Raw genomic sequence first — 22795 nt, 5'->3', positions numbered from 1 at the left:
CCAACGACAAAGGCCGCATCCCCGATGCGGCCTTTTCTGTTCGGTGTGATTTGTGTCAGCTGAGATCGTATTCCGGCCAAAGCTCGGGATCGAAGCCGTTCAGCATCGGTTGGATGTGGTCTGCGACCTGACGCCAGCCGCCGATTGATTTGGTCGAAATCTTCTTTCGAACCTGATCGATGCTGGCTGTGCGCACCTGCTTTTTGTTCTTTTCCGGGTGCATCATCGTCTCGTGCCATTCGAGGCCAAGGAAGTCCGCAACCTGCCGGCTATAGGTTTCGGGGTCAGCGACGAGCTTTTCATACGGCACGGTCAGAATCCGGTCGCCGAAAATGGTTTCCCAATGGGCGATGTACTTGCGGTACATGTTCGCGGAATGCCCGATTGCTTCCAGATTGGACGCATATCTCATACCCGGTGCGGGGAACCGTCTGATCCATTTTGACAAACCGACATCGCGCGGATCGCGCATCATATTGATAACTTTCGCATTTGGGAATGCAGAAAGTAAGAATCCTACCTGCTGGTAGTTATGAGGCAACTTGTCGACAAACGCGATTGATGTCTCCGGGACCGGTGGCATCAGGCGGCGGAAATCTCGGGCAAACTCCTCCGCGTCTTTCGCGTCATAGGCTTTGCCTTCATGGATAAAGTCGTAGGACAAGTCCGGCCCTACAGTCAGTTCCCCACACCCAGCGACATCCGGAATCGAACTCAGCATCATTTCCATGAGCGTCGTCCCGGAGCGAGGTTGGCCGATGACAAAAATCGGGGTCGGCCCATCGACCACCTCGGAGGAGATCGGAGTGTCAATTTCGGGGAACAACTGCACAATGCGTCGAAGTTTCTGGCTTTCGTCGCCGAATTTGTACGGATTCAACTCGTGTTGCAATTCGTTGGCCCGCGCAAACCCGGGCATTGCGGCAGTCAGCCCATGCAGAACGGATGTGATTTGCGCCTTGGCGAACTCAAGCTGCGAGATAGGATGATCGCTGTTGTCGATGGCAGCAGCTACAAGCGGTTCCAGGTCGCGCGCGCGGTCCTCGTCGGCCATGTTGGACAACTGCAATAGTGACGCCACATGAGCGGGATCATTGGTGATGATCCGGTCGAGAATCTCGGCGGCATCCTTTTTCTTGCCTTCCTGATGAAGAATCGATGCTTTTTGGAATGCGACTGCGTTGTCGTCTGGCGCCAGTTCATAAGCGCGATAGGCGTCCTGCCTGCAGTTGTCGCTGAACCCAATTCTGTCGTAAGCGCGGGCTCGGGTCGTCAACAGCGTGACATCGTCCGGAGATTTTTTGAGTTTTTCGGTCGCATGCTCAACAATCTCGCGCCAGTTGGATCCTTTGAGTTGGATCTCATCCACAACGCGAACAAGCTCTGCGTTATTGGGAAACTGCTCCAGCATTTTCTCGGCATAAGCCAGCGCACGCGGGATCTGGCCCGTCTGCATCAGAGCGTTTGCAAGGTTTTCAGCAAACTGAGGGTCATCGGGTTTGCGACGCGCGGCTTCGACGAAATGCGGAATGGACTTCTTGTACTGCTTCAATTCGGTGAAAACAAAACCCGCAATGGCTTGAAAGTCCGTATCCTTTGGAAACTTCTTGATCCCCAACTGCGCTTTTTTTAGTGCCTGCGGCAACTTACCTGCCTCGAGATCACCAAGCGCTTTGCCCTTAAGGGATTTAGCTGTTTGATTTGCCATGTGACCTCGTGTGAACCTGAGCCTGTAGAAAAAAATGTCAGTGGTTCATTACCTATGTGCGGACGGTTTGCAATAACTCTTCCCAACGACGCAATGGCGCAGCTGTTTTCTGCGCGCCCGGCGAACAGCCTTCCGGGCGTTCCCAATTTCAATGTGTGCCCGACCAATCAGGTGCATGTCGTGCGGACCGGTGAAGGAGGCCGCCAGCTTGATCCGATGCGTTGGGGGTTTCTGCCGCATTGGTACAAGGCGCAAAATGATGGCCCGTTGCTGATCAATGCCCGCGCTGAAACACTGGCCCAGAAACCCGCGTTCCGCGCGGCCTGCCGCGAGCGGCGTTGCCTGATTTTGGCGACAGGTTTTTATGAATGGACCAAATCCGACCATGAACAGCGGTTGCCCTGGTATTTCTCGCGCCGCAACAAAGAACCGATTGCCTTCGGCGGTGTCTGGCAGGACTGGGGTCCTGACGGTGAACGCCAAAGCACCTGCGCCATAGTCACCACTGCGGCCAACGAAAATCTGGGCAAGATCCATCATCGGATGCCATTGATCCTTGAACCCGACGACTGGGCGCTTTGGCTGGGCGAAGCGGGTAAAGGGGCGGCCCGGCTGATGCGTCCCGGTGCGGAAGATGTGTTGACCTATCATCGGGTTGATCCTGCGGTGAACTCGAACCGGGCCAGCGGCGCAGAACTGATCGAACCAATCGAGGAGTGAGCTGGCTTTTCTTTCAGCCAAGCCCAAGATAGACCGCAGATATGGTTCTGAAAATCACCAACCTGCCTGACCTATATACACACGACTTCGATACCGTGATCGATGTGCGTAGCCCTGCGGAATACGCCGAGGATCATTTGCCGGGTGCCATCAATCTGCCGGTTTTGGACAATGAAGAACGGGCGAAAATCGGCACGATCTACGTTCAGGAAAGCCCGTTCCTGGCCCGCAAGCTGGGCGCGGCTCTGGTGTTTCGCAATGCCGCCGCGCATATCGAAAACAGCCTCAGCCATCACGAGGGAGGATGGCGGCCTCTGGTCTACTGTTGGCGCGGAGGGCAGCGGTCAGGGTCGTTCACCTGGATGCTGCAGCAAATCGGCTGGCGTGCCGACGTGGTTGAAGGTGGCTACCGCACCTACCGCCGGCTGGTGAACCGCTATCTGTACGATGACGCCCTGCCGCACCGCCTTGTGGCACTAGACGGATATACCGGCACGGCAAAAACCGAATTGCTGGCACATCTTGCAAAGCGAGGCGTGCAGGTTCTGGACCTTGAGGCGCTGGCCAATCATCGCGGCTCGTTGCTGGGTGAAATGCCCGGAGGACAACCCAGCCAGAAAGGGTTTGAATCCGCATTGTCCGCCGCGCTTTGCCGGATGGACGCCAGTCGGCCAGTGGTCGTCGAGGCCGAGTCGTCCAAAATCGGAAGCCTGATCCTGCCGCCCAGCCTTTGGAACGGGCTGCGAGCGGCTCCTCGTGTCCGCATTGATGCCCCGCTTGCGGCGCGGGCAGATTATCTGGTCGCTGCCTATGATGACATTCTTTCAGATCACGAGCGGATGCGTGACCGGCTGTCACCGCTGCGCTTTCATCGCGGCCATGACGTCGTCGATAACTGGCTGTCCCTGATGGAGGCCGGAGATAAACGTGGTCTGACGCGGGCGCTGATGGATCAGCACTATGATCCGGCCTACGCCAAGTCGCAGAAAGGTAGGGGTGCTCAGGTCATTGCGGAACTTCGGGCTGACCGGCTGGATACCGACAGTCTTGCCGATGTCGCCGCCCGGATCGAACAGGTTCTGGCCCGGCTTTAAAGACGCAAGCCCGGAGCCTTGGTTAACCGACCGACAATAGCTGCCGGATATCCCGCATCACGAAGTACCGCGCACAGGTCCTGAGCCAGGTCCGGGGCGACCGCAGCCAGCAATCCTCCTGCGGTTTGGGGGTCGAATAACAAGCCTGCTTTGCCTTCTGTAGGCAGTTCCGGAGCAATTGCCCTGTTGTCAGCGAAAATGCTCGACCGGATGCCGTTCGAATACAACTCTTCAGCGCCGATCATTACAGGCACGGCCTCAAGATCCAGTGCTGCACCGCAACCCGAAGCCTCGCACATTCCCTTCAGGTGGCCGGCCAGACCAAAACCCGTGACATCCGTCATTGCATGCGCGTGCCTGAGGATTTCGGCTGCTGTTCCCTGTGGGTGGGTCATGTGGCGAAATGCGGCCGCGACCCACGCGCCATCGGCCTGACCAGCCATTTCAGCGGCCATCAATACACCGCTGCCAATGGGTTTGGTCAGGATCAACGCATCCCCCGGCAGACCACCGGCCAGAGTAATAGGTTCCTGGGCGCAAAGACCGGTGATGGTGAAACCGATGGTCATCTCATCGCCCATAGAGCTGTGGCCGCCAACAATTTCGGCACCAGCCTGCCGCAGAACGTCGCTGGCGGTTGTCATGATTTCGGTCATCGTGCGGTGCTGCAACGTTGCGGACATGCGGGGCAGGATTACAGTTGCAGTCGCCGCCTGCGGCGCCGCACCCATCGCCCAGATATCACCAAGCGCGTGCACGGCCGCGATGCGCGTCATCAACACGGGGTCTGCGGTGAAGCTGCGCAAGTGATCCGACGTGATGACCTGACGCGCCCCACCCGTTGTCAGCAGGGCCGCATCATCGCCGGGCAGGGGGGTGACATCCGTGCGTTCGGGCGCTGGCAACGTCTGCAAGGCTTGCTGCAAGGCGCCACGCCCAACTTTGGCACCACAACCGCCGCACATCGGTTTTTCGCCCAATGCTTCGCTCAGACCGTCCGCATGATGCCTTGGCAGTTGCGGTATTGCCATCTGCGGCAGGTCGCGAAATCTGTTCATGAATTTCTGGTCGATGTGGTTTTTCCAGTTCCACATCAACGGACCGCTGAATGACGTTCCCAGCTTTTCCGCAAGGGCGGACTTCCTGCCCAGCGAAATCAGTTTCAGATAATCTTTCTGCGGCACGTACCGCCGCATCCGTCCCGCTCCCAATGCCGCGCGCAGATTGTCAAACAAAACCGGCGCTTCACGGACCGCATAGACGCCGGCCTTGGGGCGCGGGTTGTCGGACAGGTGCGCGCAATCGCCGGCGGCAAAGATCAAGGGGTGGCTGGACTGCAGATGCGCGTCGACACGGATGTAGCCATCCTGCATCTCTAACCCTGTTTCAGCGATCCAGTCATAGGGTCGCGCACCAGCGGCTCCGGTCACGAACGCGGCTGGGATGTGGCGGCCATCCTCCAGTTCAACATAATCCTTGCCGATCTGGCGAATGGAAGCGTTTTCGAAGATCGCGATCCCCAGGCTTTCCATCGCCTGTCGGATGGTTTCCCCGGCCTTGGGGCCTGTGGCCGTCAAAGCCGTGGCGTTGTCGATCAACGCGACCCGGGCGTCGCGGCCCTGCGCCCGCAACGCATGCGCCATCGCCATGACCAGTTCGACCCCGGCAACACCGCCGCCAATGACCGCGACTGACGCGGGCCCGGGCGTCTTCAGGTGGTCGGCCCAACGTGCCGCAAATAGGCCCAGAGGCTTCGCCGGCACCGCATGTTCTGCAAATCCGGGCAAGGCGGGCATGTCAGAAGTTATGCCCACATTGACCGATGCGACATCAAACGAAACAGGCAGCTGCCCTGAAACGTGAACAACCCGTCTTGCTGGATCCAGGCCGTTTACCGCGCCCAGAATGATGCGCGCCCCGGCAAATCGCGCCAGCTTTACCAGATCGATGTCCAGCTCGTCCCGCCTGTAATGCCCGGCCACATAACCCGGCAACATGCCGGAATAAGGCGCGGTTGGGCCGGGATTGATGATGGTCACTCGCGCGCCGGGCAAGGGGTTCATTCCCCACTTGCGCAGCACAAGCGCGTGCGTGTGGCCCCCGCCGATCAGAACCAGATCGCGGGTCAGCGGCAACGAAGGTGTATGCATCAGGGTCAGTTCGCTGTGTGATCCGGGACGTCTTCGACCTGCTCGACCGCGTGGGTGGCCCAAAGCTCATCCTCGCCTGCATCCGGCAGATCGCCGGGCGATTCATGGCGATGAATGTGCCATTTTGCAATGAACAGGGCCGTGATCGGCGCAGTCAGGAACAAAAACAGCGTTATCAGCAGCTCGTGCAGCGACGCGTGATCCTCCAGTAGGACGGAATGAAAGATCGACGCCAGCAGAACGCCCCCAACGCCCAGAGTTGTGGCCTTTGTCGGCGCGTGCAGCCGGGACATCGGATCCTTCAGCTTGATCATGCCAAACGATCCCACGAAACCAAATATGCCCGAGACGATCAGGAAGAAAGCGATGAGAAATTCGAAAATGAAACCCATGTCGCCCTCACTCGATAATGTTGCCACGCAGCATGAAGCGTGCGTAAGCCACCGTTGAAACAAAGCCCAGCATGGCGATGATCATGGCGGATTCAAAGAAGATCTCGGTTCCCAGCCTGAGACCGTAAAGGATCATCAACGCGATGGTGTTGATGACCATGGTATCCAGCGCCAGTACCCGCGTGCCGACACCGTCGGCCGTTACGATCCGCCACAGACACATCATGATCGCCGCGCCAAAACAGGCAAAAGTAAAGTAGATGGCATAGGTGATCATTCGAAAATCTCCTTGAGGCGACGTTCATAGCGTTGCTTGATCTGGTCCCGAACCTCGTCAGGGTTCGGGGCGTCAAGGCAATGGACCAAAAGGTTGTGCCCCTGCGCAGACAGATCGCAGCTGACGGTGCCCGGCGTCATGGTGATCGTTCCGGCCAGCACGGTAATCGCCTCGGGTGTGCGCAGTTCAAGCGGAATACAGACCCAGTTTGGTTGCCGATCACTGTCGCGCTTGAACAGGATGATCCGGGCGACCGCGATATTGGCCATCACAATGTCCCATAGAACGACAAGCATGTATTCCACGATCATCGGCCAGTTGCGCAGTATGGGACGGTCCGGCCAGTAGGGCTGCGTGATGAACGGGATGATGATCCCCAGAATCAGACCAAACACCAGCGAATTCAGCGAGGGTTGGTTGGCAAGCAACATCCACACAAACGTCAGCAGAATGGTCAGATGCGGGTGCGGAAATATCCGGTGTAGCAGTTTGATCATTCTTCACCTCCCATGACGGCCGAGATGTAATTTTCGGGCGAGAACAATTGTCCTGCCGTGCCTTCAGCGTAGGTCAGCGCCGGGCCAGCGAACAAGGTCAACAGCATCAGGCCAAGGACCAATCCGAATACCGCCGTGAATGCCAGCGCCGGTTGAGGTTCGGGCGCAGGCAGAACGACGTCTTCATCTTCATCTTCATCTTCATTTTCATTTTCGGACTCTGGTGTGTTGTGCTGTGCGTCGTGGCATTTCCAGAAGATCAGCGACCCGGCCCGGGCCAGTCCAACGATTGTCACAAAAGACCCGATCAGGATCACCGCCCAGATTGCGTTGGCGTCCGGGGCATCCCGCGCGGCGTCCAGTACCAGCAGTTTACCAACAAAACCGGACAGTGGCGGCATACCGGCCAGCGCAATTGAGCCGACGAAGAACAGCGCCGAAATCAACCCGCTTTGCGGCATCGGAGTGCCGGGCTCAATGGCACCGCCGCGCCGCTGCATCACAAGGTCGGCCACAAGGAACAAAAGCGCCGTCGCCAGTGTCGAGTGGAAAATGTAATATAGCGCGGCAGCGGTTGCGCCGGGCGAGAACAGCGAAATCGCAATCAGCAAAGTGCCCATCGACGCAATCGCGCAGAATGCGACCAGGCGCGCGATGTGCTGTGCTCCCAGAATGCCGATTGCTCCAACCGCCAGAGTGACCAATGCAGCCGGTTGCAGCCAAGCTCCGACCAGGCCTTCTGTCACTGCGACGTCGGGACCAAAATCCAGGGTATAGACCCGCAGGATCGAGTATGCGCCCACCTTGGTCATGATCGCAAACAGCGCGGCCACAGGCAAAGGCGCGTTGGCATAGCTGGCGGGCAACCAGAAATGCAGCGGCAGAACGGCGGCCTTGATACAGAAAACCAGCAGCAGCAGTACCGCGCCGACCCGCAGCAAAGCTGTATCTTCGGGTGGAATTTCGGCCACGCGCAGCGCCAGATCGGCCATGTTCAAAGTGCCGGTCACCGAATAGATGGTGCCAAGTGCAAACAGGAACAGGGTCGAGCCAAGCAGGTTGTAGGTGACGTACTGAACCCCGGCTTTCAGCCGTACAGAACCACCTCCGTGCGTCATCAGGCCGTAAGAGGCGATCAGCAGAACTTCGAAGAAAACGAACAGGTTGAACGCGTCTCCGGTCAGAAAGGCACCACAAACACCCATAAGCTGGAAGTGGAACAGAGCGTGAAAGTGCTTTCCCCTGTCGTCCCAGCCGGAGGCAATGGAATACAGCACGATGGGAAGTGCCAGCAATGCCGTCAGCAGCACCATCATGGCCGACAGTTTGTCCAGCACCAGCACGATCCCGAATGGCGCGGGCCAGTTGCCAAGTTCATAGACCTGAATGTCGCCGCCCGACGCTTTTGCGGTGATGGTCAGGGCAATACCCAGCAGGCCTACGACACCGGCGACCGAGAAGATGCGCTGCAGGTCCAGATGGAACCGCAGCACCATGATGATGAAGGGGGCCAGGATCGCGGGCAGGACGATCGGCGCAACGATCCAGTGATTCATGTGTCTTCTCCTGCGCCGTCCACGCTGTCCTGCGCGCTCATGTCGATGTGGTCATCCATGGACGACAGATAGGCGGACAGGGCGATCATCACGATCACCGCCGTCATCCCGAACGAGATCACGATGGCCGTCAGCACGAGTGCCTGCGGCAGCGGATCGGTGTAGGGCACGTCCTTGTACTTGTTCAGAACCGCCGGCGCATTCAGCGCCAGCCGCCCGGTGGCAAACAGGAACACATTGACTGCATAGGTCAGCAAAGACAGGCCCAGAATGACGGGGAAAGTCCTGCGACGAAGGATCAGGAAGATCCCGGCTGCGGTCATGACGCCTACGGCAGAGGCTACGAGCGCTTCCATCAGGCCTGCTCCTTCTCTTGGTCTTCTTCTGGCGGATCATCCCGAAGCGGGTTGATATCCATCGGGAACTCCTGCGCCATGCCCGGTTGCCATGCAAACCGTGACAGGCTGTCCAGCGCCAGCATGACAGCACCCAGAACGGCGAGGAATACGCCGGTGTCGAACAGGATGGCGGTGGCCCATTCGAACTCTTCCAGCGGCGGCCAGTGAATGTAGCCGAAATCGCTGGTCAGGAACGGCCTTTCATTGAACCACGCGCCCAGTCCGGTCGCAGCGGCTATCAGAACGCCCCAGCCGATTGTTCCGTGGTAAAAGAACCTCTGCCGTTCAATGGCCCAGGTGTATCCGCTGGCCATGTATTGCATCAGGTAGGCGATCGCGACGATCAGACCCGCGATAAAGCCGCCGCCGGGCTGGTTGTGGCCGCGGAAAAAGATGTAGGCGCCCACCATCAGGGCAATCGGCATCATCACGCGGGTTGCAACCACCATCATAAGCGGGTGCGAGTCGCCCGATTGCGGCCAGTGCGGTTTGCGGTTCAGAAGATAGGCCCGGACATTTGTGCTCAGAACCGCCTCGGTCAGGGCAAAGATGATCAGCGCGGCAATGCCCAGAACGATGATCTCGCCAAAAGTATCAAAGCCCCGGAAGTCGACGAGAATGACGTTGACCACGTTGGTGCCGCCGCCGCCCTTGTACGAGTTCGCCAGATGGAAATCCGATATCGTCGGAAAAGCGAAATCGCGCAGCATCAGCGCATAGATCAAGGCGCCGCTGCCGATCCCCGCCACGACAGAGATCGCCGCATCCCGCCAGCGGCGCTGGGCGCTGCTGTCCCGTGGGGTTTCGGTTGGCAGAAAGTTCAGCGACAGCAACAGCAGGATCATCGTGACCACTTCGACCGAAATCTGCGTCAGCGCCAGATCCGGAGCGGACAGGTAGTTGAACGCCATTGACACGATCAGACCCACAACACCGATCAGCACCAGTGACAACAGGCGGTTGCGGTGGAACCACATGATCGCGAGCGTTGCTCCCACCAGACAGATCCAGCCGATAATCGGTATGATTGGTGCGGGCAGCGGCACCCGGGTCTCAAGCCCGATTGTGCCGGTCGAATAGGCGTAAAAACCCATCCCCACGGTAAAGGCGATCATGATGATGGCATAACGCGAGATGACGCCATTGTGCAGCTCGTCCGTGACCCACTGGCTGAGCTTTGTCAGCGCGCCGATCACTGCGTCGAAGATGTCTTTTGCCTCGGGCCGGGGCAGCGCGTTCCAGACCTGTTCTCCGCGCTTGTGCAGCGACACCAGGAAAAAACCTCCCAGCGTTGCCACGATGGACATGTAAAGCGCCGGAGTAAAGCCATGCCACAGTTTGAGCGAATAGTAGGGCAGCTTCTCTCCGCCGATCACCGCGCTGGAGACAACGGCGACCAGCGGGCCAACGATGGCGGCGGAATACAGACCGATCAGCACAACCAGAACCACAAGAAATGCGGGGGCCAACCACAGCCCGACGGGCGGATCATGCGGATGTGCCGGGTAATCGTCCCGCTCGGGGCCAAGAAAAACGTGGCCCACAAAGCGGAAGGAATAGGCCGCTGAGAAAAGCGCCGCCAACAGGGCCAGACCGGGCACCAGATAATGCGAGTTCAGCCATGTTGTATGGACTGTTTCCTCAAGCATCATTTCCTTGGAAAGGAACCCGTTCAGCGGTGGCAGGCCAGCCATCGACAGGGCTGCAATCGTCCCGATGGTGAAGGTGATCGGCATCAGGTGCCGCAACCCGCCCAGCCGTTTGACGTCACGGGTTCCGGTCTCGTGGTCGACGATCCCTGCGGTCATGAACAGGGCGGCCTTGAACGTTGCATGGTTGATGATGTGGAAGATGGCGGCCACGGCGGCAATCTTAGTGCCAAAGCCCAGCAGCATGGTCACAAGACCCAGATGCGACACGGTCGAAAACGCCAGCAAGGCCTTGAGGTCATCCTTGAACAGCGCAATGCAGGCACCGATCAACATCGTTACCAGACCGGTTGTTGCCACTATGTAGAACCAGGCCTCGGTCCCGGCCAGAACCGGCCACATCCGCGCCATCAGGAACAGCCCGGCCTTTACCATCGTGGCTGAGTGCAGGTAGGCCGAAACCGGTGTTGGTGCGGCCATCGCGTGCGGCAGCCAGAAATGGAACGGGAACTGCGCTGACTTGGTGAAACAACCCAGCAGGATCAGGATCAGCGCGGGCATGTAGTAGGGCGACGACTGGATCAGCTCCTTGTTCTGGAGGATAACGCTCAGGTCGTAGGACCCCACGATATTACCAAGGATCAGCATCCCGGCGATCATCGCCAGCCCGCCTGATCCGGTGACAGCCAGCGCCATGCGCGCGCCCTGACGCCCCTCGGGCAGGTGCCGCCAGTATCCGATCAGCAGGAAGGAACTGAGCGACGTGAGTTCCCAGAAAATCAACAAAAGCAGAATGTTGTCGGACAGAACGATGCCCACCATCGCGCCCTGGAACAGAAGAAGATAGGTATAGAACTGCCCCATCGGGTCTTCGCGGGACAGGTAGAACCGCGCATAGAGGATGATCAGCAAACCGATCCCCAGGATCAGCAGGGCAAACAGAAACCCCAGCCCGTCCAGCATGAAATTCGCGTTCAGTCCCAGCCCCGGTATCCAGTCGAACCTGGCCGTCACCACCTCGCCGCGCATGACGGACGGAATGTGGATCAGCAGCCCCATCAGTGCCAGAAATGTGGTCAGTCCGGCAGCCGAGGCCGCCGCGTTTCGTCCCGCCCGGATCAGAAGGGCTGGGAACACAGCTCCGAGGAAGGGAAGGGCCGCGATAAGGAATAGGGACAAGTGCGATACTCCGGTCTGGGCGGTCAAAGTGGTATTGATTTTGTAAGGATAATTCTCTGACTGTCCAGCGATTGCAAGATTATGCGCCCGTTTCGGCGTGAAGGGCGCGCGGATTTTCCTTTGGGGCGAAAATGACGCGAACTTGATCCGGCCGATGCCAATTCGACGCGGCAATGTGCTTCGCCCTGTGATAAAACCGATTTGTCGGCATGGGAGCGCGGCGTGGCAGAAAAAGTGAACCTAACGCGAAGGCGGGTAGTTTTGGGTGTTGGTGCCGCCATCGCCGCCGGCTTTGCGATACGGCAGTACCGTCTGATTCCACAGGATTATTCCGGTGGACGGGTTCAGGTCGCCGGCGCGTATCAACAGGCAGTTTCGGGGGACATCCTGCTGGTGGATATCCGCACCCCCCGGGAATGGCGCGCAACCGGGATTGGCAGGGGCGCGCATCCGCTTGATATGCGCCGCGAGGACTTCGTGCAGGCGCTCACGCAGCTTGCAGATGGCGATCGGTCTGCGCCTGTTGCACTGATCTGCGCCCGTGGCGTCCGGTCGGCGCGGCTGAGCAATCAACTGACGGCTGCCGGTTTTACCAATATTATCGACGTCCCCGAAGGCATGCTGGGCTCGGCCGCCGGACCGGGTTGGCTGCGCGAAGGGCTGCCGGTCGAAGCTTACAAAGAGGACATTTGATGAAAGCGAAATTCTGGCTGGCGCTGAGCCTTTCATTCGCCGGACAAACGGCTTTGGCCACTTGTGCCGAATCTGAAGGTACGTGCGAGACCCCGTCCGGCGAATACCACATCGAATTGCCAAAGGCCGAAAACCCGCCGCTGGTCGTGTTCCTGCATGGCTATGGCGGCAGCGGCAGCGGTACGATGAAGAACCGCAATATGGTCGATCCGCTGCTCGCGCGTGGCTATGCGGTGATGGCACCCGAAGGGGCAATGAGCAACGGGCGCAAAAGCTGGAACTTCTATCCCGGCTGGGAGGGGCGGGACGATACCGCCTTTCTGACCGAAGTGGTGCAGGACGCAGCCGACCGATTTGGCATCGATAGTGACCGGGTCGTGCTGGGCGGGTTTTCCGCAGGCGGGTTCATGGTGAACTATCTGGCCTGCGATGCACCAGAGACGTTTTCGGCCTATGTGCCCGTATCAGGAGGCTTTTGGCGGCCAAATCCCGAAAGCTGCGCAGGGCCGGTCAAGCTGTTTCACACCCATGGCTGGGCAGACAATGTAGTCCCGTTGGAGGGGCGCATACTGGGTGGGGGGCGGTTCCATCAGGGGGATATCTTTGCAGGGTTTGAAATCTGGCGGGAAGCCAATGAATGCCCGGATACCAAACCATCCGGGTTTTCGATCACGGGCAATTTCATGCGCCGAAACTGGACGGGCTGCGCCGAAAACAGCGCGCTGGAGTTTGCGCTGTTTCCCGGTGGTCACGGTGTTCCCAAAGGTTGGGCGGACATGATGGTGGACTGGTACGAAGGCCTGCCCGGAAGCTGATCATTCCGCCGGGGTCATCGTCCCCGTGCCCTCGATCAGGCGTTTCAGTTCGTCACGGTGGCGGCGGGCAGAACGGGTGATTGCGGGTTCGGCGAAGTCCTCGCGCATACCGACCATGCGCCGGGCCGTTCCTGCGGACACACCGCTAAGCGCGGACAACGGTATGGCCAGGGCCAGGCTGATGGCGATCGGGGCCAGCCAGATCGATACCAGCCCGGCCAGAATCCCAACGCTTAGTGCGATACCGCTGATCGTTTCCAGAGCGTGGCACAGAACAAGGGTGCGCAGGCTATAGCTACCGCCGTCGCGGGCTTGCGGGGACCAACCTTTTTGGATGCCCAACGCTGTTCGGAAGACTGCGATCATCTGTTGTACCATCAGGATCGGGGCATAGAGGATCGACAGGATCACCTCGGACAGAAACGAGATGAAAAACCGCCGCCCGCCACCGAAATCGGAATAGCGAACACCGCTAAGGGGCAGGGCCACGACGCCCAGTACCTTGGGCGCCAGCAACATTGCATACATGACCAGAATGATCAGCACGTGGCGGGTTTCAGTCATTTCCGGCCATTGCGGAAATAGCGGGTTGTCTGGGCTGAAATAATGTAGAACCGACGCATCCTCGCCCTGACCGATCAGCGCCCACATGACCAGCAGCGCGAACCACAGCGGTGACATCAGATAGCCGACCGCACCATGAAACATGTGGAAGCGGGACACCGCGCGGAATCCGGCAGAGCCCAGCAGTTTCAGGTGCTGCAGGTTGCCCTGACACCAGCGGCGGTCGCGCATGGCGTGGTCAATCAGGGTGGGCGGTGTCTCTTCATACGATCCGCGAATACGCGGCAGGAAACGCACACCCCAGCCGGCGCGGCGCAGCAACCCGGCCTCGACAAAGTCGTGGCTCATGATCAGTTGGTCCTGCCCACTGAAAGATCGCAGTTTGGGCAGCCCGGCGCAGCAGGCAAAGGCACGGGTTCGAATGATGGCATTGTGGCCCCAGTAGTTGCCTTCCTGCCCGCACCAGCGGGCCAGTCCTTCGGCAAAGGCAATGCCATAAACTCCGTTGGCGAATTGCTGCATCCGGGCAAAGACCGACTGCGCACCGATCAGTTGCGGATAACTCTGGATCAGGCCCGCGCCCGGATCACGCGCCAGAGAATCCGTCAGGCGGGCGATGGCGCGGCCGGTCATAAGGCTGTCGGCATCCAGCACCAGCATCGCATCCCAGTCCGCGCCCCAACGGCTAACCCAGTCGGCGATGTTGCCGACCTTGCGGTCGGTGTTCTGTTCGCGGCGGCGGTAATACAACTCCAGCCCGGGTGCGAGCGAGGTTCGCAGCGCCTCGACGCTGGCCTGTTCCTGCGCGGCAATCTCGGGGTCGCGCGTGTCGGACAGGATGAACATGGCATAGTGATGCTGGCCGCCGCGCGCCCGCAATTCTTCCAGCATGGTCCGGGCATTGCCCAGAACGAACCACGGCACTTCGTTATAGACCGGCATCAACAACGCGACGCGCAGCGGGGTCGGGCGGGTCTGGTGTTTGGGCTGCTCCTGTCGCGCAAGCGACGCCATGCCCAGAAGAACTGTGCAGACCGTGAACGAGATCCAGAAGAAATTGAACGAGATCAGCGTCAGCAGAATGCCCTCGATCAGGTTGATCCCTTCGGCCCCGAACCAGTCGGACATCACCCACAACAGGCCCAGCGTTGCGGCCATCGCGGGTGAAAAAGCCAAGGCGCGCCAGAACCCGGCAGACGGATTGTCCGTCCGGGACGGAACCTGTGCGTCACGGAACCCGGCGCTGAAATCCTGCGCCGGCATGGCCAGAGGCGCCTCGAGGGGCATGATATGCAGATCGCGGTTCATGTGGTCCATCTGTACAGCCAGACCTCGGAGGCCGGTTGTTTTCCGACAAGCAACTGCGCGCGCAGTTCGACATGATCCCGTTCGGCGGGTTCAAATGAAAATGCCAACCGCATCCCGCCGGTATCGGGGTTGCGTTGCAACACACCGTCCGAGGTTTCGGCATGAGGCGAATCCACAAAGATCGAAATCGCCTCGGGGTCGTCGAACAAGTCGCTGGCCTCAAAGTCGATGACGGCCAGACGTCCTTCGCCGAACGTATTTTCGCCCATCGCCGTGTTGATTACCCGGGCCATCGGCGTACGCTGTGGATTGTCGCCCCAGATCAGGCGGTAGGATGTATCGATCTGGCTGCCCGCAGCATACGGGGCAGCCGGTCGCCAATAGGCAACGATGTTGTCGTAGATCTCCTGATCGGCAGGAATTTCGACCAGCGTAACCGAGCCTTTGCCCCAGTCGCCTTTGGGTTCGACCCACAGGCCGGGGCGTTTGTGATAGTTCGCTTCAAGATCAGCGTAATCCGAGAACTCACGCTTCCGTTGCATCAGGCCAAAGCCGACCGGGTTGGTGTCGACGAAGGAGGAAATCTGCAACCGCGTCGGGTTTGCCAACGGCCGCCACAGCACTTCACCCGCGCCGTTGCGCACCATCAACCCGTCGCTGTCATGCACGGCGGGCCGGAAATCGTCGAACCGGCTGTGATTGGTCTGATCGAACAGGAACATCGAGGTTCCGGGCGCGATGCCTACATGGGTCAGATCCTCGCGCGGGAAGAGGGTCGCCTCTACCTCCATCACGCAATCCGCGCCTGCGGTGACATCAAAGCGGTACGCGCCGGTTACGCTGGGGCTGTCCATCAGCGCATGGACGATCATGTTGCGTTGGCCCGGCGCAGGGCGCTCCAGCCAGAAACGGATGAATTCGGGGAATTCCTCGCCATCCGGGTCGCCGGTCTTCAGCGCCAGCCCGCGGGCTGACAGGCCATAAACTTCGTGCAGGCCAATGGCGCGGAAATAGCTGGCACCCTGCCAGACGCAGAATTCATCGGTTTTACCGGGGCGGTGCATCTCGGTGCGCAGGCGCAGACCGGAGAAGCCCAGAGTGTCGTCCACGGGCAGGTGTGGCACGTCTTCGGATTTGTCGAACATCGCCAAATCGAACGCGACCGGCGTCGTCATGCCGTTTTCAACTGTCGAGACCTGAACAGTGCGCGGAAAATAAAGGCCCGGGGTAAAGAAATCGACGTTGAAGGGTGTCTCGGTCTCGTACCACAGCGCCCGGTCCAGCCGGAACCGGATCGAGCGATACTGCTGATATGTCAGGTCCTGCCATTCCTGCGGCACCATCTCGCGGTCCGTATAGGGGCGGCTGGCCAGATCGCGGGCAAGCTTAATCACATCATTGCGGTCAAACGGAACTTCACCGCCAGTCGCAAACGCGGATGGGGCAAATGCCAGTGCCGTCGATGAAGTTAGAAATGCGCGGCGTGTAAGAATCATTTCTTAGATTTCCATGGTTGCGATTTGAACCATGCGGCCAGATAGGCCACACCGATGATCATGGCAAAGCCAATTATGTTGGCGGCAAAGACAGCGGCGGAATCCCGCCCGGTCTGGTCCAGCCCGACGCCGATAAGTCGTGCCGCTGCCATCGAAAATACGAACACTGCCAGCGATTGCTGACCCACCTTGGTGATGACGGTCAGCAGCCATTGCCAGATCCGCGCCGCCACGCCGTGTCCCGAGGCGATCAGGCGATGCCCGTGTTCCCCGGCGGCGACCCAGCCCAGATAGGCCAGTGACAGGAAATGGAGATAACGGAACAGTCCGAATTCGGTTTTGCTCCGCAATTCCTCGGTCAGGGGCCAGGCCTTGCGGATCAGCGCGCCCAGTTCCGGTGCTGCGGAATTCACCCAAAGGAACACCTTCCATGACCCAAAGGGCGCGGACAAGATCAGGAACAGCGCCGCGATCCAGATCAGTGTTTTCGAGACAGGCGGCGCGGGAATCCAGCCGCGCATGAATGCAAAACCGGTAAAGAACAGCAGTTGCCAGCCAAATGGGTTGAAGAACCACTGGCGGTCCGACCACGGCTCGGCGGGCAGGGCCAGCACTCCGAACTGGGCGACAAGCCAGATCGCGATCGAGGTTGCCGCAACCGCCCAGAAACCGATCCGGGACAGGCCCATGAAGAGGGGCATCATCGCAAGAACCACCAGATACATCGGCAGGATGTCGAAATAGTTCGGTACATAGGTGAGTGTGAAAATCCCGACCATCTGCGGCGCAGGATCGTTGAAGAAATGCTGCAGGTTCAGAGAAGAGACATAGGTTTTCTCGAACGTGCCAGTCTGGTCCAGTGCGGCCATGGTCATGGCGACAAAGAAAAACAGGCCGATATGTGCCCAATAGACCTGCCAGATACGGAAGGCGACCCGGGCGGTGCCCAGCCACCAGCCTTTGCGCAGAAAGGCCCCGCCAAAGGCAATCGCCGAGGCCATGCCGGAACAAAACACAAAAATCTCGGTCGCATCCGAGAAACCGAAGCGTGCCGGAATCCATTTGGCCCACGGATCGTTCGGGATATGCGCGATCAGAATGATGAACATCGCGATGCCGCGATAGAAATCCAGCCGCGGATCGCGCGTGCTGGCAGGGGTCGCAGCCTTAGCTGCAACCGATGCAAAATCAGTAGCGGGCGAAACAGTCGCCATACGTTCTCTGTCCTTCCTGGTCTTTTTATTGTTATTCGGCGGGCACGCTTTGCATGTCACCGCTGTCGCGTGCCGCTGCGATCAGTGCCCGGCGCGCGAGGGCATAGTTGTCCTCGCCTCCGGCCCGCTTGACACGACGGTCGTCAAGAATGTGCTCAACCTCATCCAGACGTCCGGCGCGCAGGCCGGAATCGATTGTAATACGTTCAAAAACATCACGTTGCGCATGGCTGCCACCTGCCAGTTGCATTGATCCGCGCGCGGCACACAGATGGTCAAAGGCGGTGCCATGCTGTCCGTCGGCAAATGCCTCAAGACCCAGCGCCGCGGCTACGCCGGGATCGGCCATGCGGCGGGTAGTGTCATCCTTGGCGCGTTTCGCGTCTTGCTGGATGCGGTTCAGCATCTTTGCCGTGGCGTCTGCGCGGTTGTCGCCGGTCAGCGCCAGAAGATAATGCAGGTCCGCGAAAATCAAACAGCCATCTTCGGTTCGCGCGGCGGACAAATCGGCCAGTTCTTCCCAACGATTTCCGACATTTACACCCTCAAGCTCCAACCGCATCAGCAACGAGGTTCCGTTCGAGATGTCGCGGTAATCGTCGGTCTTGTCCTGCCGGATATGGTGATCATACAGCTCCATCACCTGATTGATCTGGCCCAGATCAAGATGCATCAGCGCCTTGTGCCACCACACGTGATAGCGGAAGTTGTTGCAGTGCGACCAGGCGTTTTCGCGACCGGCCAGCCAGTCCAGACCCAGCTGCGCGTTACCGGTCATCTCATGCACATGCGCGACCGCATGCAGCCCCCATGCGTCGTCCGAAACCATCCACAGTGCCTGACGGCCCGCGATTTCGGCCTTTTCATAGGCACCGGTTTCCTCGAGCGCGAACGAGTGGCAGCCCAGCAGGTATCCGCGCCCTGGATGATCCGGCGCATAAGCGGGCAGGATGCGTTCGATCGACCGGCGCATGCCCGGGGCATCGCCCAGCACAAACCGGGTTGCGTGGCTGAGTTTCATGGCCAGCGTATCCTGCGGATGGTCGCGCAGCACCGCTTCGAACTTCTGAACCGCCTGCTCCAACTGACCGGCCAGATAAAGCGCCAGTGCATCGACATAAAGACGTTCGCGGGCCGAGATCGGCTGCCGCGCCATTGCGGCATTTGCAGCCGTCAGCGCTTCGACTGCGACAGGCATCATTTCACGCCGGCCCAGCAACGCCATGAACAAACCTTTGATGGCATGACCCAGCGCAAAGTTCGGCTCAAGCTCCAGCACTTTGCCCAAGTGCTGGGGCGTGACCGCTGAATGCGCCATGAACCCAAGCAGAACACCATTCCACGCTTCGACGCTTGCCGGCTGGGTCAAAGTGTTCATTTGTCCAAAAACGTCTTGTTTCATACTTGGGTCCAATCTGATTGCGATATTTGACACTGTTCGATTTATCAGAGTGTGCCGACGGGACGTAACAGTATCGACCCTGCTCTCGAATTGGTGAAAGGCTGTGTGTGTAAAACGCGAAAAAAACCGCCGATTCAAGGGCATGTTTCAGCAACATGCCGCCGAAACGGGCACTGTGTTTCAATCGTCGAAGGGATTTTCGGCGCTCAGAACGGCCTGGGTATCGGCGCCAAATACTGGCGGAGCCGCACGATAGGTGACCGGCGTGCGCGATAAATTGAGCGGATTTCCGATCAGTTGCACCGGCCCGGGCTGCGCTTGCATGGCGATCTGCATGTTGCGGGCCGCCGCCTGATCGGTGGCAAAAACCTGATCCAATGTTTGTACCGGACCAACGGGAACTTTCAGGTCTTCCAGACCCCCGATCACTGTCGCGGTGTCCATGCCTTGCAGGGCAGGCCGCAGCACTGCGTTCAGAGCATCGCGGTTTTCGAGGCGGGCCGGGTTTGTTGCAAAACGGGGATCGTCGGCAAGGTCTTTGCGGTTGATGAAACGGCAGAATCTTTGAAACTGTGTGTCATTGCCAACCGCCAGAATGACGTGGCCATCTGACGTTTCGTAGACGTCGTAGGGCACGATATTGGGATGCCCGTTACCCCGCCGTTGCGGTACGTTGCCGGATGTCAGGTAGTTCACACCTTCGTTGATCAGCCACGCGATCTGCGCATCGACCAGCGCCAGATCGATCTGCTGTCCTTCGCCGGTCTGGTCGCGGTGCCGTAAAGCCGCCAGTATGCCGACGGTGGCGTACATGCCGCACATCACGTCGGCAATGCCGACACCCACTTTCATCGGCGCGCCTTCGGGGTCGCCGGTCAGCGACATGATCCCGCCATAGCCCTGCGCCATCAGATCATAGCCGGGTTTGCTCGCATTTGGTCCGGTTTGCCCATAGCCCGAGATCGAGCAGTACACGAGCCCCGGAAGCTCCTGTGACAGAGACACATAGTCCAGCCCGTATTTGGCCAGCCCGCCGGGTTTGAAATTTTCGATCAGGATATCGGCATGAGATGCCAGCCATTTGATTTCGGCCTGACCCTCGGCGGTCGTGATATCGATCGCCACGGATTTCTTGTTGCGGTTGGCTGCCATGAAATAAGCACTCAGGTCCGAGCGGTTTCCGTCCGCACCCTCGACATATGGCGGGCCCCACTGCCGTGTGTCGTCGCCACCCGTTGCCGGGTTTTCGATCTTGATGACACTGGCGCCCAAGTCGCCCAGCAATTGCGTGCAGGTCGGCCCGGCCAGAATACGGCTGAGATCCAGAACCTTGACGCCTTTCAGCGGCCCTTCAGATGCGGCCATCGTAACCTCCGCGCTCAATCTCAGCGGCGATAACCGTGAACGTATCGGCCTTTGCGGCGGCATCCAGTGCCGCGCGCAATTCGGCGCGATTGCGAACAGTGTGGCCATTGCCGCCAAAGGCGCGTCCCATGGCGGCAAAATCGTGGCGGTCGAAGTCAACGCCCCGGTTGCCCATCTGACGCTGGCGCTGCTTTAGCTCGATCAGCGCAAGGCTGGCATCGACAAAGACCAGAAAGATCGGATTGCCACCCATTTCAGCAGCCGTCGAAAGCTCACCGGCGACCATCAGGAACCCGGCATCGCCGGAAAAGCTGATCACGGGACGGTCCGGTTCTGCCAGTTTCAGGCCTATGGCCATCGGCACAGCGCAGCCCATGGTACACAGCGCCGAGGATTGTATCAGCCCGCGCGGCTCGGAACATTCCCACATCTGGCTGAGCAGGATGCGATGCGCGCCGCTGTCGGCCGTCGCCAGGGTTTCGGGCGGAAGCGCTGCGCGGGATTCCGCGATCACTGCGGCGGGTCCCCAGTCGTCATCCATCGGGAACGCTTGCGCCAGTGCCGCTTTCACTTGTTCGGGCTCACCACCAGGCCACGTCGCGCGCGCGGGATTGCCCTTGGCGATGGCCTCCAGCGTGGCCGCTGTGTCGGCAACCAGATTCAGCCCGGCCTGATGCATGTAGTGATCGTTGACGACTGCCGAGATGTCGATCACGCGCTTTTCCTCGGGGTCCCAGATCTCGCGCCAGCCGGGGCGCATTTCGATTGGGTCATAACCCAGGCACAGGACCAGATCGGCCTGCTCCACCAATGGCACCAGATGCTTGTCCGCCAGCGGGGACAGCCCTGCAGCGCCCAGACACAGGGGATGATCCTCGGGCACCACGCCCTTGGCCTTGTAGGTGGTCACAAAGGGAATTCGGAAGTGCTCAAGAAAGGCCCGCACTACACAGCGCGAGTCGTCATAGAGGACATCGAGCCCGATGATGGCCAGCGGACGCTCGGCGTCGGCGACCCAGCGCCGGGCCTTTTCAACGCAGTTCCCTTCGGGGGCAACGGCGGCGGGCTTGGTCAGCCGGCGCCGTTTCGTGCTGCTGACAGGCGTATCGGCAACCGAGATCGGCACGTCGATATGCACGGGACCAGGACGTGGCTGATTGGCAAGTGACACGGCCTTGTCCGCGACGATATCCGCGCCCTCGGCGGTCATTACAAACGTGCCCTTCGTGATCGAGCGGTAGACCCGGGAGTGGTCCATAACCTGATGCGTATAGGTCAGCGCTTCGTCCGCGTCGACGCAGCCGGTCAGCACGATCATGGGAACCCGGTCCTGTAGTGCGTTCGCCACCACGTTGATCCCGTTCATCGCACCGGGGCCCAATGTCGCCACCAGAATCGCAGGCGCACCATCACGATGATGTACCGCCTCGGCCATAAAACCGGCCGAGTTTTCGTGTTTGGCCAGATGAAAGGTGATACCCGCCTTCTCAAGCGCGTCGACCAGCGTCAGAACCTCTCCTCCGGGCATACCGAAAGCATGGCGACAACCGGCCTCGTACAGGCGTTGGGCCAGAATATCCGCCGCGCGGGGTGAAAGGTCCTGCATCCGTCATGCTCCGATACACAAGTTGCACAGCAGATTGCGGAGGACGCCGTCGGACGCAAGGCAGATCACGGCAGTGTGACTATTTGACTGCCGCTTCGGCCACGGCCTGAAACTTTTCGTCCAATTCCGTGGCAATTTCGCTCAGCTTTGCGCCACCTTCTGAGGCATAAGGAGCAAACACAAATCCGGGCGTTTTATAGGACAGGGTGGCAGTTCCGTCTTCGTTTTCGGTCACGTAAAACCTGATCGGCGCCTCGATCATCGCGTTGGTCGATGTTTCCAAAACACGCACCGCAAAATCGTTGTTGAATGCGCCGATCACCAGGTTGCCGGGAATGGTGATCCCGCGCGCAGCGGCGGCCTTTGTTGGCCCGGCTTGCGTCACCACGATCAGCCCATTTTCCTTGACTGCTGTTTTGGTGGCGTCCACCAGGTCCTCATATGACTTGTCGGTCACGTAAACCGCCCAGCCTTCGGGGATGTCGGGATCATCAGCCCAAACGGGATAGGCCAGCAGACAGAACAGGACCCGGAGCAATCTCATAACATTGCCTCATTTGGTGTGGACGACCTTGTGATGCCAGAAATTCAACACCGACGCATTCACATTCTTGTGGGGTGGAACGTCGGAGGAGTGCGCCGTCCATCAGACGTTCGATTGAGCCATGAGGCTTTTCGTATCGAAGCTTCCCGCCTGATAGGCAAACTCACC

Annotated in this window: 19 protein-coding genes; 4 read left to right on the top strand and 15 right to left on the bottom strand. The window is 59.5% G+C overall.

Going from position 1 to position 22795, the window contains the following annotated elements:
- Positions 1–55: 55 nt before the first annotated feature.
- Complete coding sequence (locus ACR0J2_RS06245) at positions 56–1708, bottom strand: tetratricopeptide repeat-containing sulfotransferase family protein (RefSeq protein ID WP_480811997.1); 1653 nt, start codon at positions 1706–1708, stop codon at positions 56–58.
- A 54-nt stretch (positions 1709–1762) separates the two neighbouring features.
- Between ACR0J2_RS06245 and ACR0J2_RS06240 the strand changes: the two genes are divergently transcribed.
- A complete protein-coding gene (locus ACR0J2_RS06240; protein WP_480811996.1) occupies positions 1763–2428 on the top strand; it encodes an SOS response-associated peptidase in 666 nt (221 codons plus the stop codon).
- A 41-nt stretch (positions 2429–2469) separates the two neighbouring features.
- On the top strand, positions 2470–3522 hold the full coding sequence (gene mnmH, locus ACR0J2_RS06235) for a tRNA 2-selenouridine(34) synthase MnmH (protein ID WP_480811995.1): 1053 nt from the start codon (positions 2470–2472) through the stop codon (positions 3520–3522).
- Here the strand turns inward: mnmH and selD are convergent.
- From selD to ACR0J2_RS06200, 7 genes are read right to left on the bottom strand one after another with little or no spacing between them, the layout of a single operon-like run.
- Positions 3519–5672 carry a selenide, water dikinase SelD gene (selD, locus tag ACR0J2_RS06230; protein WP_480811994.1) on the bottom strand — a complete coding sequence of 718 codons (2154 nt, stop codon included), beginning with the start codon at positions 5670–5672 and terminating at the stop codon, positions 3519–3521. The two genes, mnmH and selD, sit on opposite strands and share 4 nt — an antisense overlap.
- Before the next feature lie 5 nt (positions 5673–5677).
- On the bottom strand, positions 5678–6064 hold the full coding sequence (locus ACR0J2_RS06225) for a Na+/H+ antiporter subunit G (protein ID WP_170609573.1): 387 nt from the start codon (positions 6062–6064) through the stop codon (positions 5678–5680).
- Positions 6065–6071: 7 nt separating this feature from the next.
- Positions 6072–6341 (bottom strand): K+/H+ antiporter subunit F, encoded by a 270-nt coding sequence (locus tag ACR0J2_RS06220; protein WP_170609575.1) that lies wholly within the window; start codon positions 6339–6341, stop codon positions 6072–6074.
- Complete coding sequence (locus tag ACR0J2_RS06215) at positions 6338–6835, bottom strand: Na+/H+ antiporter subunit E (protein ID WP_170682411.1); 498 nt, start codon at positions 6833–6835, stop codon at positions 6338–6340. Before ACR0J2_RS06215 ends, ACR0J2_RS06220 begins: the two co-directional genes overlap by 4 nt.
- The gene (locus ACR0J2_RS06210) at positions 6835–8394 is read right to left on the bottom strand and encodes a monovalent cation/H+ antiporter subunit D (protein WP_480811993.1); all 1560 of its coding nucleotides are present in this window, start codon (positions 8392–8394) and stop codon (positions 6835–6837) included. Before ACR0J2_RS06210 ends, ACR0J2_RS06215 begins: the two co-directional genes overlap by 1 nt.
- Positions 8391–8750, bottom strand: coding sequence for a Na+/H+ antiporter subunit C (locus ACR0J2_RS06205; protein ID WP_480811992.1), 360 nt, complete (start codon positions 8748–8750; stop codon positions 8391–8393). The genes ACR0J2_RS06210 and ACR0J2_RS06205 overlap by 4 nt, the downstream gene beginning before the upstream one ends.
- Positions 8750–11620 (bottom strand): monovalent cation/H+ antiporter subunit A, encoded by a 2871-nt coding sequence (locus ACR0J2_RS06200; protein WP_170609580.1) that lies wholly within the window; start codon positions 11618–11620, stop codon positions 8750–8752. The genes ACR0J2_RS06205 and ACR0J2_RS06200 overlap by 1 nt, the downstream gene beginning before the upstream one ends.
- Positions 11621–11842: 222 nt before the next feature.
- Between ACR0J2_RS06200 and ACR0J2_RS06195 the strand changes: the two genes are divergently transcribed.
- Both ACR0J2_RS06195 and ACR0J2_RS06190 read left to right on the top strand, forming a co-directional pair.
- On the top strand, positions 11843–12313 hold the full coding sequence (locus tag ACR0J2_RS06195; protein WP_480811991.1) for a rhodanese-like domain-containing protein: 471 nt from the start codon (positions 11843–11845) through the stop codon (positions 12311–12313).
- Positions 12313–13128, top strand: coding sequence for an alpha/beta fold hydrolase (locus ACR0J2_RS06190; protein WP_170808255.1), 816 nt, complete (start codon positions 12313–12315; stop codon positions 13126–13128). Before ACR0J2_RS06195 ends, ACR0J2_RS06190 begins: the two co-directional genes overlap by 1 nt.
- Here ACR0J2_RS06190 and mdoH read toward each other — a convergent pair whose 3' ends face one another.
- From mdoH to ACR0J2_RS06155, 7 genes are all read right to left on the bottom strand, one after another.
- Positions 13129–15000, bottom strand: coding sequence for a glucans biosynthesis glucosyltransferase MdoH (mdoH, locus tag ACR0J2_RS06185; protein WP_480811990.1), 1872 nt, complete (start codon positions 14998–15000; stop codon positions 13129–13131).
- Positions 14997–16496: an OpgD/OpgG family glucan biosynthesis protein gene (locus ACR0J2_RS06180; protein WP_480811989.1), complete on the bottom strand. Its 1500-nt coding sequence runs from the start codon at positions 16494–16496 to the stop codon at positions 14997–14999. The genes mdoH and ACR0J2_RS06180 overlap by 4 nt, the downstream gene beginning before the upstream one ends.
- The gene (locus ACR0J2_RS06175) at positions 16493–17710 is read right to left on the bottom strand and encodes an OpgC domain-containing protein (protein WP_170825348.1); all 1218 of its coding nucleotides are present in this window, start codon (positions 17708–17710) and stop codon (positions 16493–16495) included. Before ACR0J2_RS06175 ends, ACR0J2_RS06180 begins: the two co-directional genes overlap by 4 nt.
- Before the next feature lie 31 nt (positions 17711–17741).
- A complete protein-coding gene (locus ACR0J2_RS06170) occupies positions 17742–19112 on the bottom strand; it encodes a tetratricopeptide repeat protein (protein ID WP_480811988.1) in 1371 nt (456 codons plus the stop codon).
- 180 nt (positions 19113–19292) lie between these two features.
- On the bottom strand, positions 19293–20477 hold the full coding sequence (locus tag ACR0J2_RS06165) for a CaiB/BaiF CoA transferase family protein (RefSeq protein ID WP_480811987.1): 1185 nt from the start codon (positions 20475–20477) through the stop codon (positions 19293–19295).
- Complete coding sequence (locus ACR0J2_RS06160) at positions 20464–22083, bottom strand: thiamine pyrophosphate-binding protein (protein WP_480811986.1); 1620 nt, start codon at positions 22081–22083, stop codon at positions 20464–20466. The genes ACR0J2_RS06165 and ACR0J2_RS06160 overlap by 14 nt, the downstream gene beginning before the upstream one ends.
- A gap of 79 nt (positions 22084–22162) precedes the next feature.
- Positions 22163–22627 (bottom strand): DUF302 domain-containing protein, encoded by a 465-nt coding sequence (locus ACR0J2_RS06155; RefSeq protein ID WP_480811985.1) that lies wholly within the window; start codon positions 22625–22627, stop codon positions 22163–22165.
- Between the last annotated feature and the right edge of the window lie 168 nt (positions 22628–22795).

The organism is Ruegeria sp. CG4, from assembly GCF_056537185.1.
The sequence above is the reverse complement of the archived record's forward strand: the minus strand, read 5'-3'. Positions and strand labels throughout refer to the sequence as shown.

What these genes read in the sequence shown, in the direction of transcription:
- ACR0J2_RS06245 (WP_480811997.1), bottom strand. Translation starts at nt 1,708, where the DNA reads ATGGCAAATCAAACAGCTAAATCCCTTAAGGGCAAAGCGCTTGGTGAT.
- ACR0J2_RS06240 (WP_480811996.1), top strand. Translation starts at nt 1,763, where the DNA reads ATGTGCGGACGGTTTGCAATAACTCTTCCCAACGACGCAATGGCGCAG.
- mnmH (WP_480811995.1), top strand. Translation starts at nt 2,470, where the DNA reads ATGGTTCTGAAAATCACCAACCTGCCTGACCTATATACACACGACTTC.
- selD (WP_480811994.1), bottom strand. Translation starts at nt 5,672, where the DNA reads ATGCATACACCTTCGTTGCCGCTGACCCGCGATCTGGTTCTGATCGGC.
- ACR0J2_RS06225 (WP_170609573.1), bottom strand. Translation starts at nt 6,064, where the DNA reads ATGGGTTTCATTTTCGAATTTCTCATCGCTTTCTTCCTGATCGTCTCG.
- ACR0J2_RS06220 (WP_170609575.1), bottom strand. Translation starts at nt 6,341, where the DNA reads ATGATCACCTATGCCATCTACTTTACTTTTGCCTGTTTTGGCGCGGCG.
- ACR0J2_RS06210 (WP_480811993.1), bottom strand. Translation starts at nt 8,394, where the DNA reads ATGAATCACTGGATCGTTGCGCCGATCGTCCTGCCCGCGATCCTGGCC.
- ACR0J2_RS06205 (WP_480811992.1), bottom strand. Translation starts at nt 8,750, where the DNA reads ATGGAAGCGCTCGTAGCCTCTGCCGTAGGCGTCATGACCGCAGCCGGG.
- ACR0J2_RS06190 (WP_170808255.1), top strand. Translation starts at nt 12,313, where the DNA reads ATGAAAGCGAAATTCTGGCTGGCGCTGAGCCTTTCATTCGCCGGACAA.
- mdoH (WP_480811990.1), bottom strand. Translation starts at nt 15,000, where the DNA reads ATGAACCGCGATCTGCATATCATGCCCCTCGAGGCGCCTCTGGCCATG.
- ACR0J2_RS06180 (WP_480811989.1), bottom strand. Translation starts at nt 16,496, where the DNA reads ATGATTCTTACACGCCGCGCATTTCTAACTTCATCGACGGCACTGGCA.
- ACR0J2_RS06175 (WP_170825348.1), bottom strand. Translation starts at nt 17,710, where the DNA reads ATGGCGACTGTTTCGCCCGCTACTGATTTTGCATCGGTTGCAGCTAAG.
- ACR0J2_RS06170 (WP_480811988.1), bottom strand. Translation starts at nt 19,112, where the DNA reads ATGAAACAAGACGTTTTTGGACAAATGAACACTTTGACCCAGCCGGCA.
- ACR0J2_RS06165 (WP_480811987.1), bottom strand. Translation starts at nt 20,477, where the DNA reads ATGGCCGCATCTGAAGGGCCGCTGAAAGGCGTCAAGGTTCTGGATCTC.
- ACR0J2_RS06160 (WP_480811986.1), bottom strand. Translation starts at nt 22,083, where the DNA reads ATGCAGGACCTTTCACCCCGCGCGGCGGATATTCTGGCCCAACGCCTG.
- ACR0J2_RS06155 (WP_480811985.1), bottom strand. Translation starts at nt 22,627, where the DNA reads ATGAGATTGCTCCGGGTCCTGTTCTGTCTGCTGGCCTATCCCGTTTGG.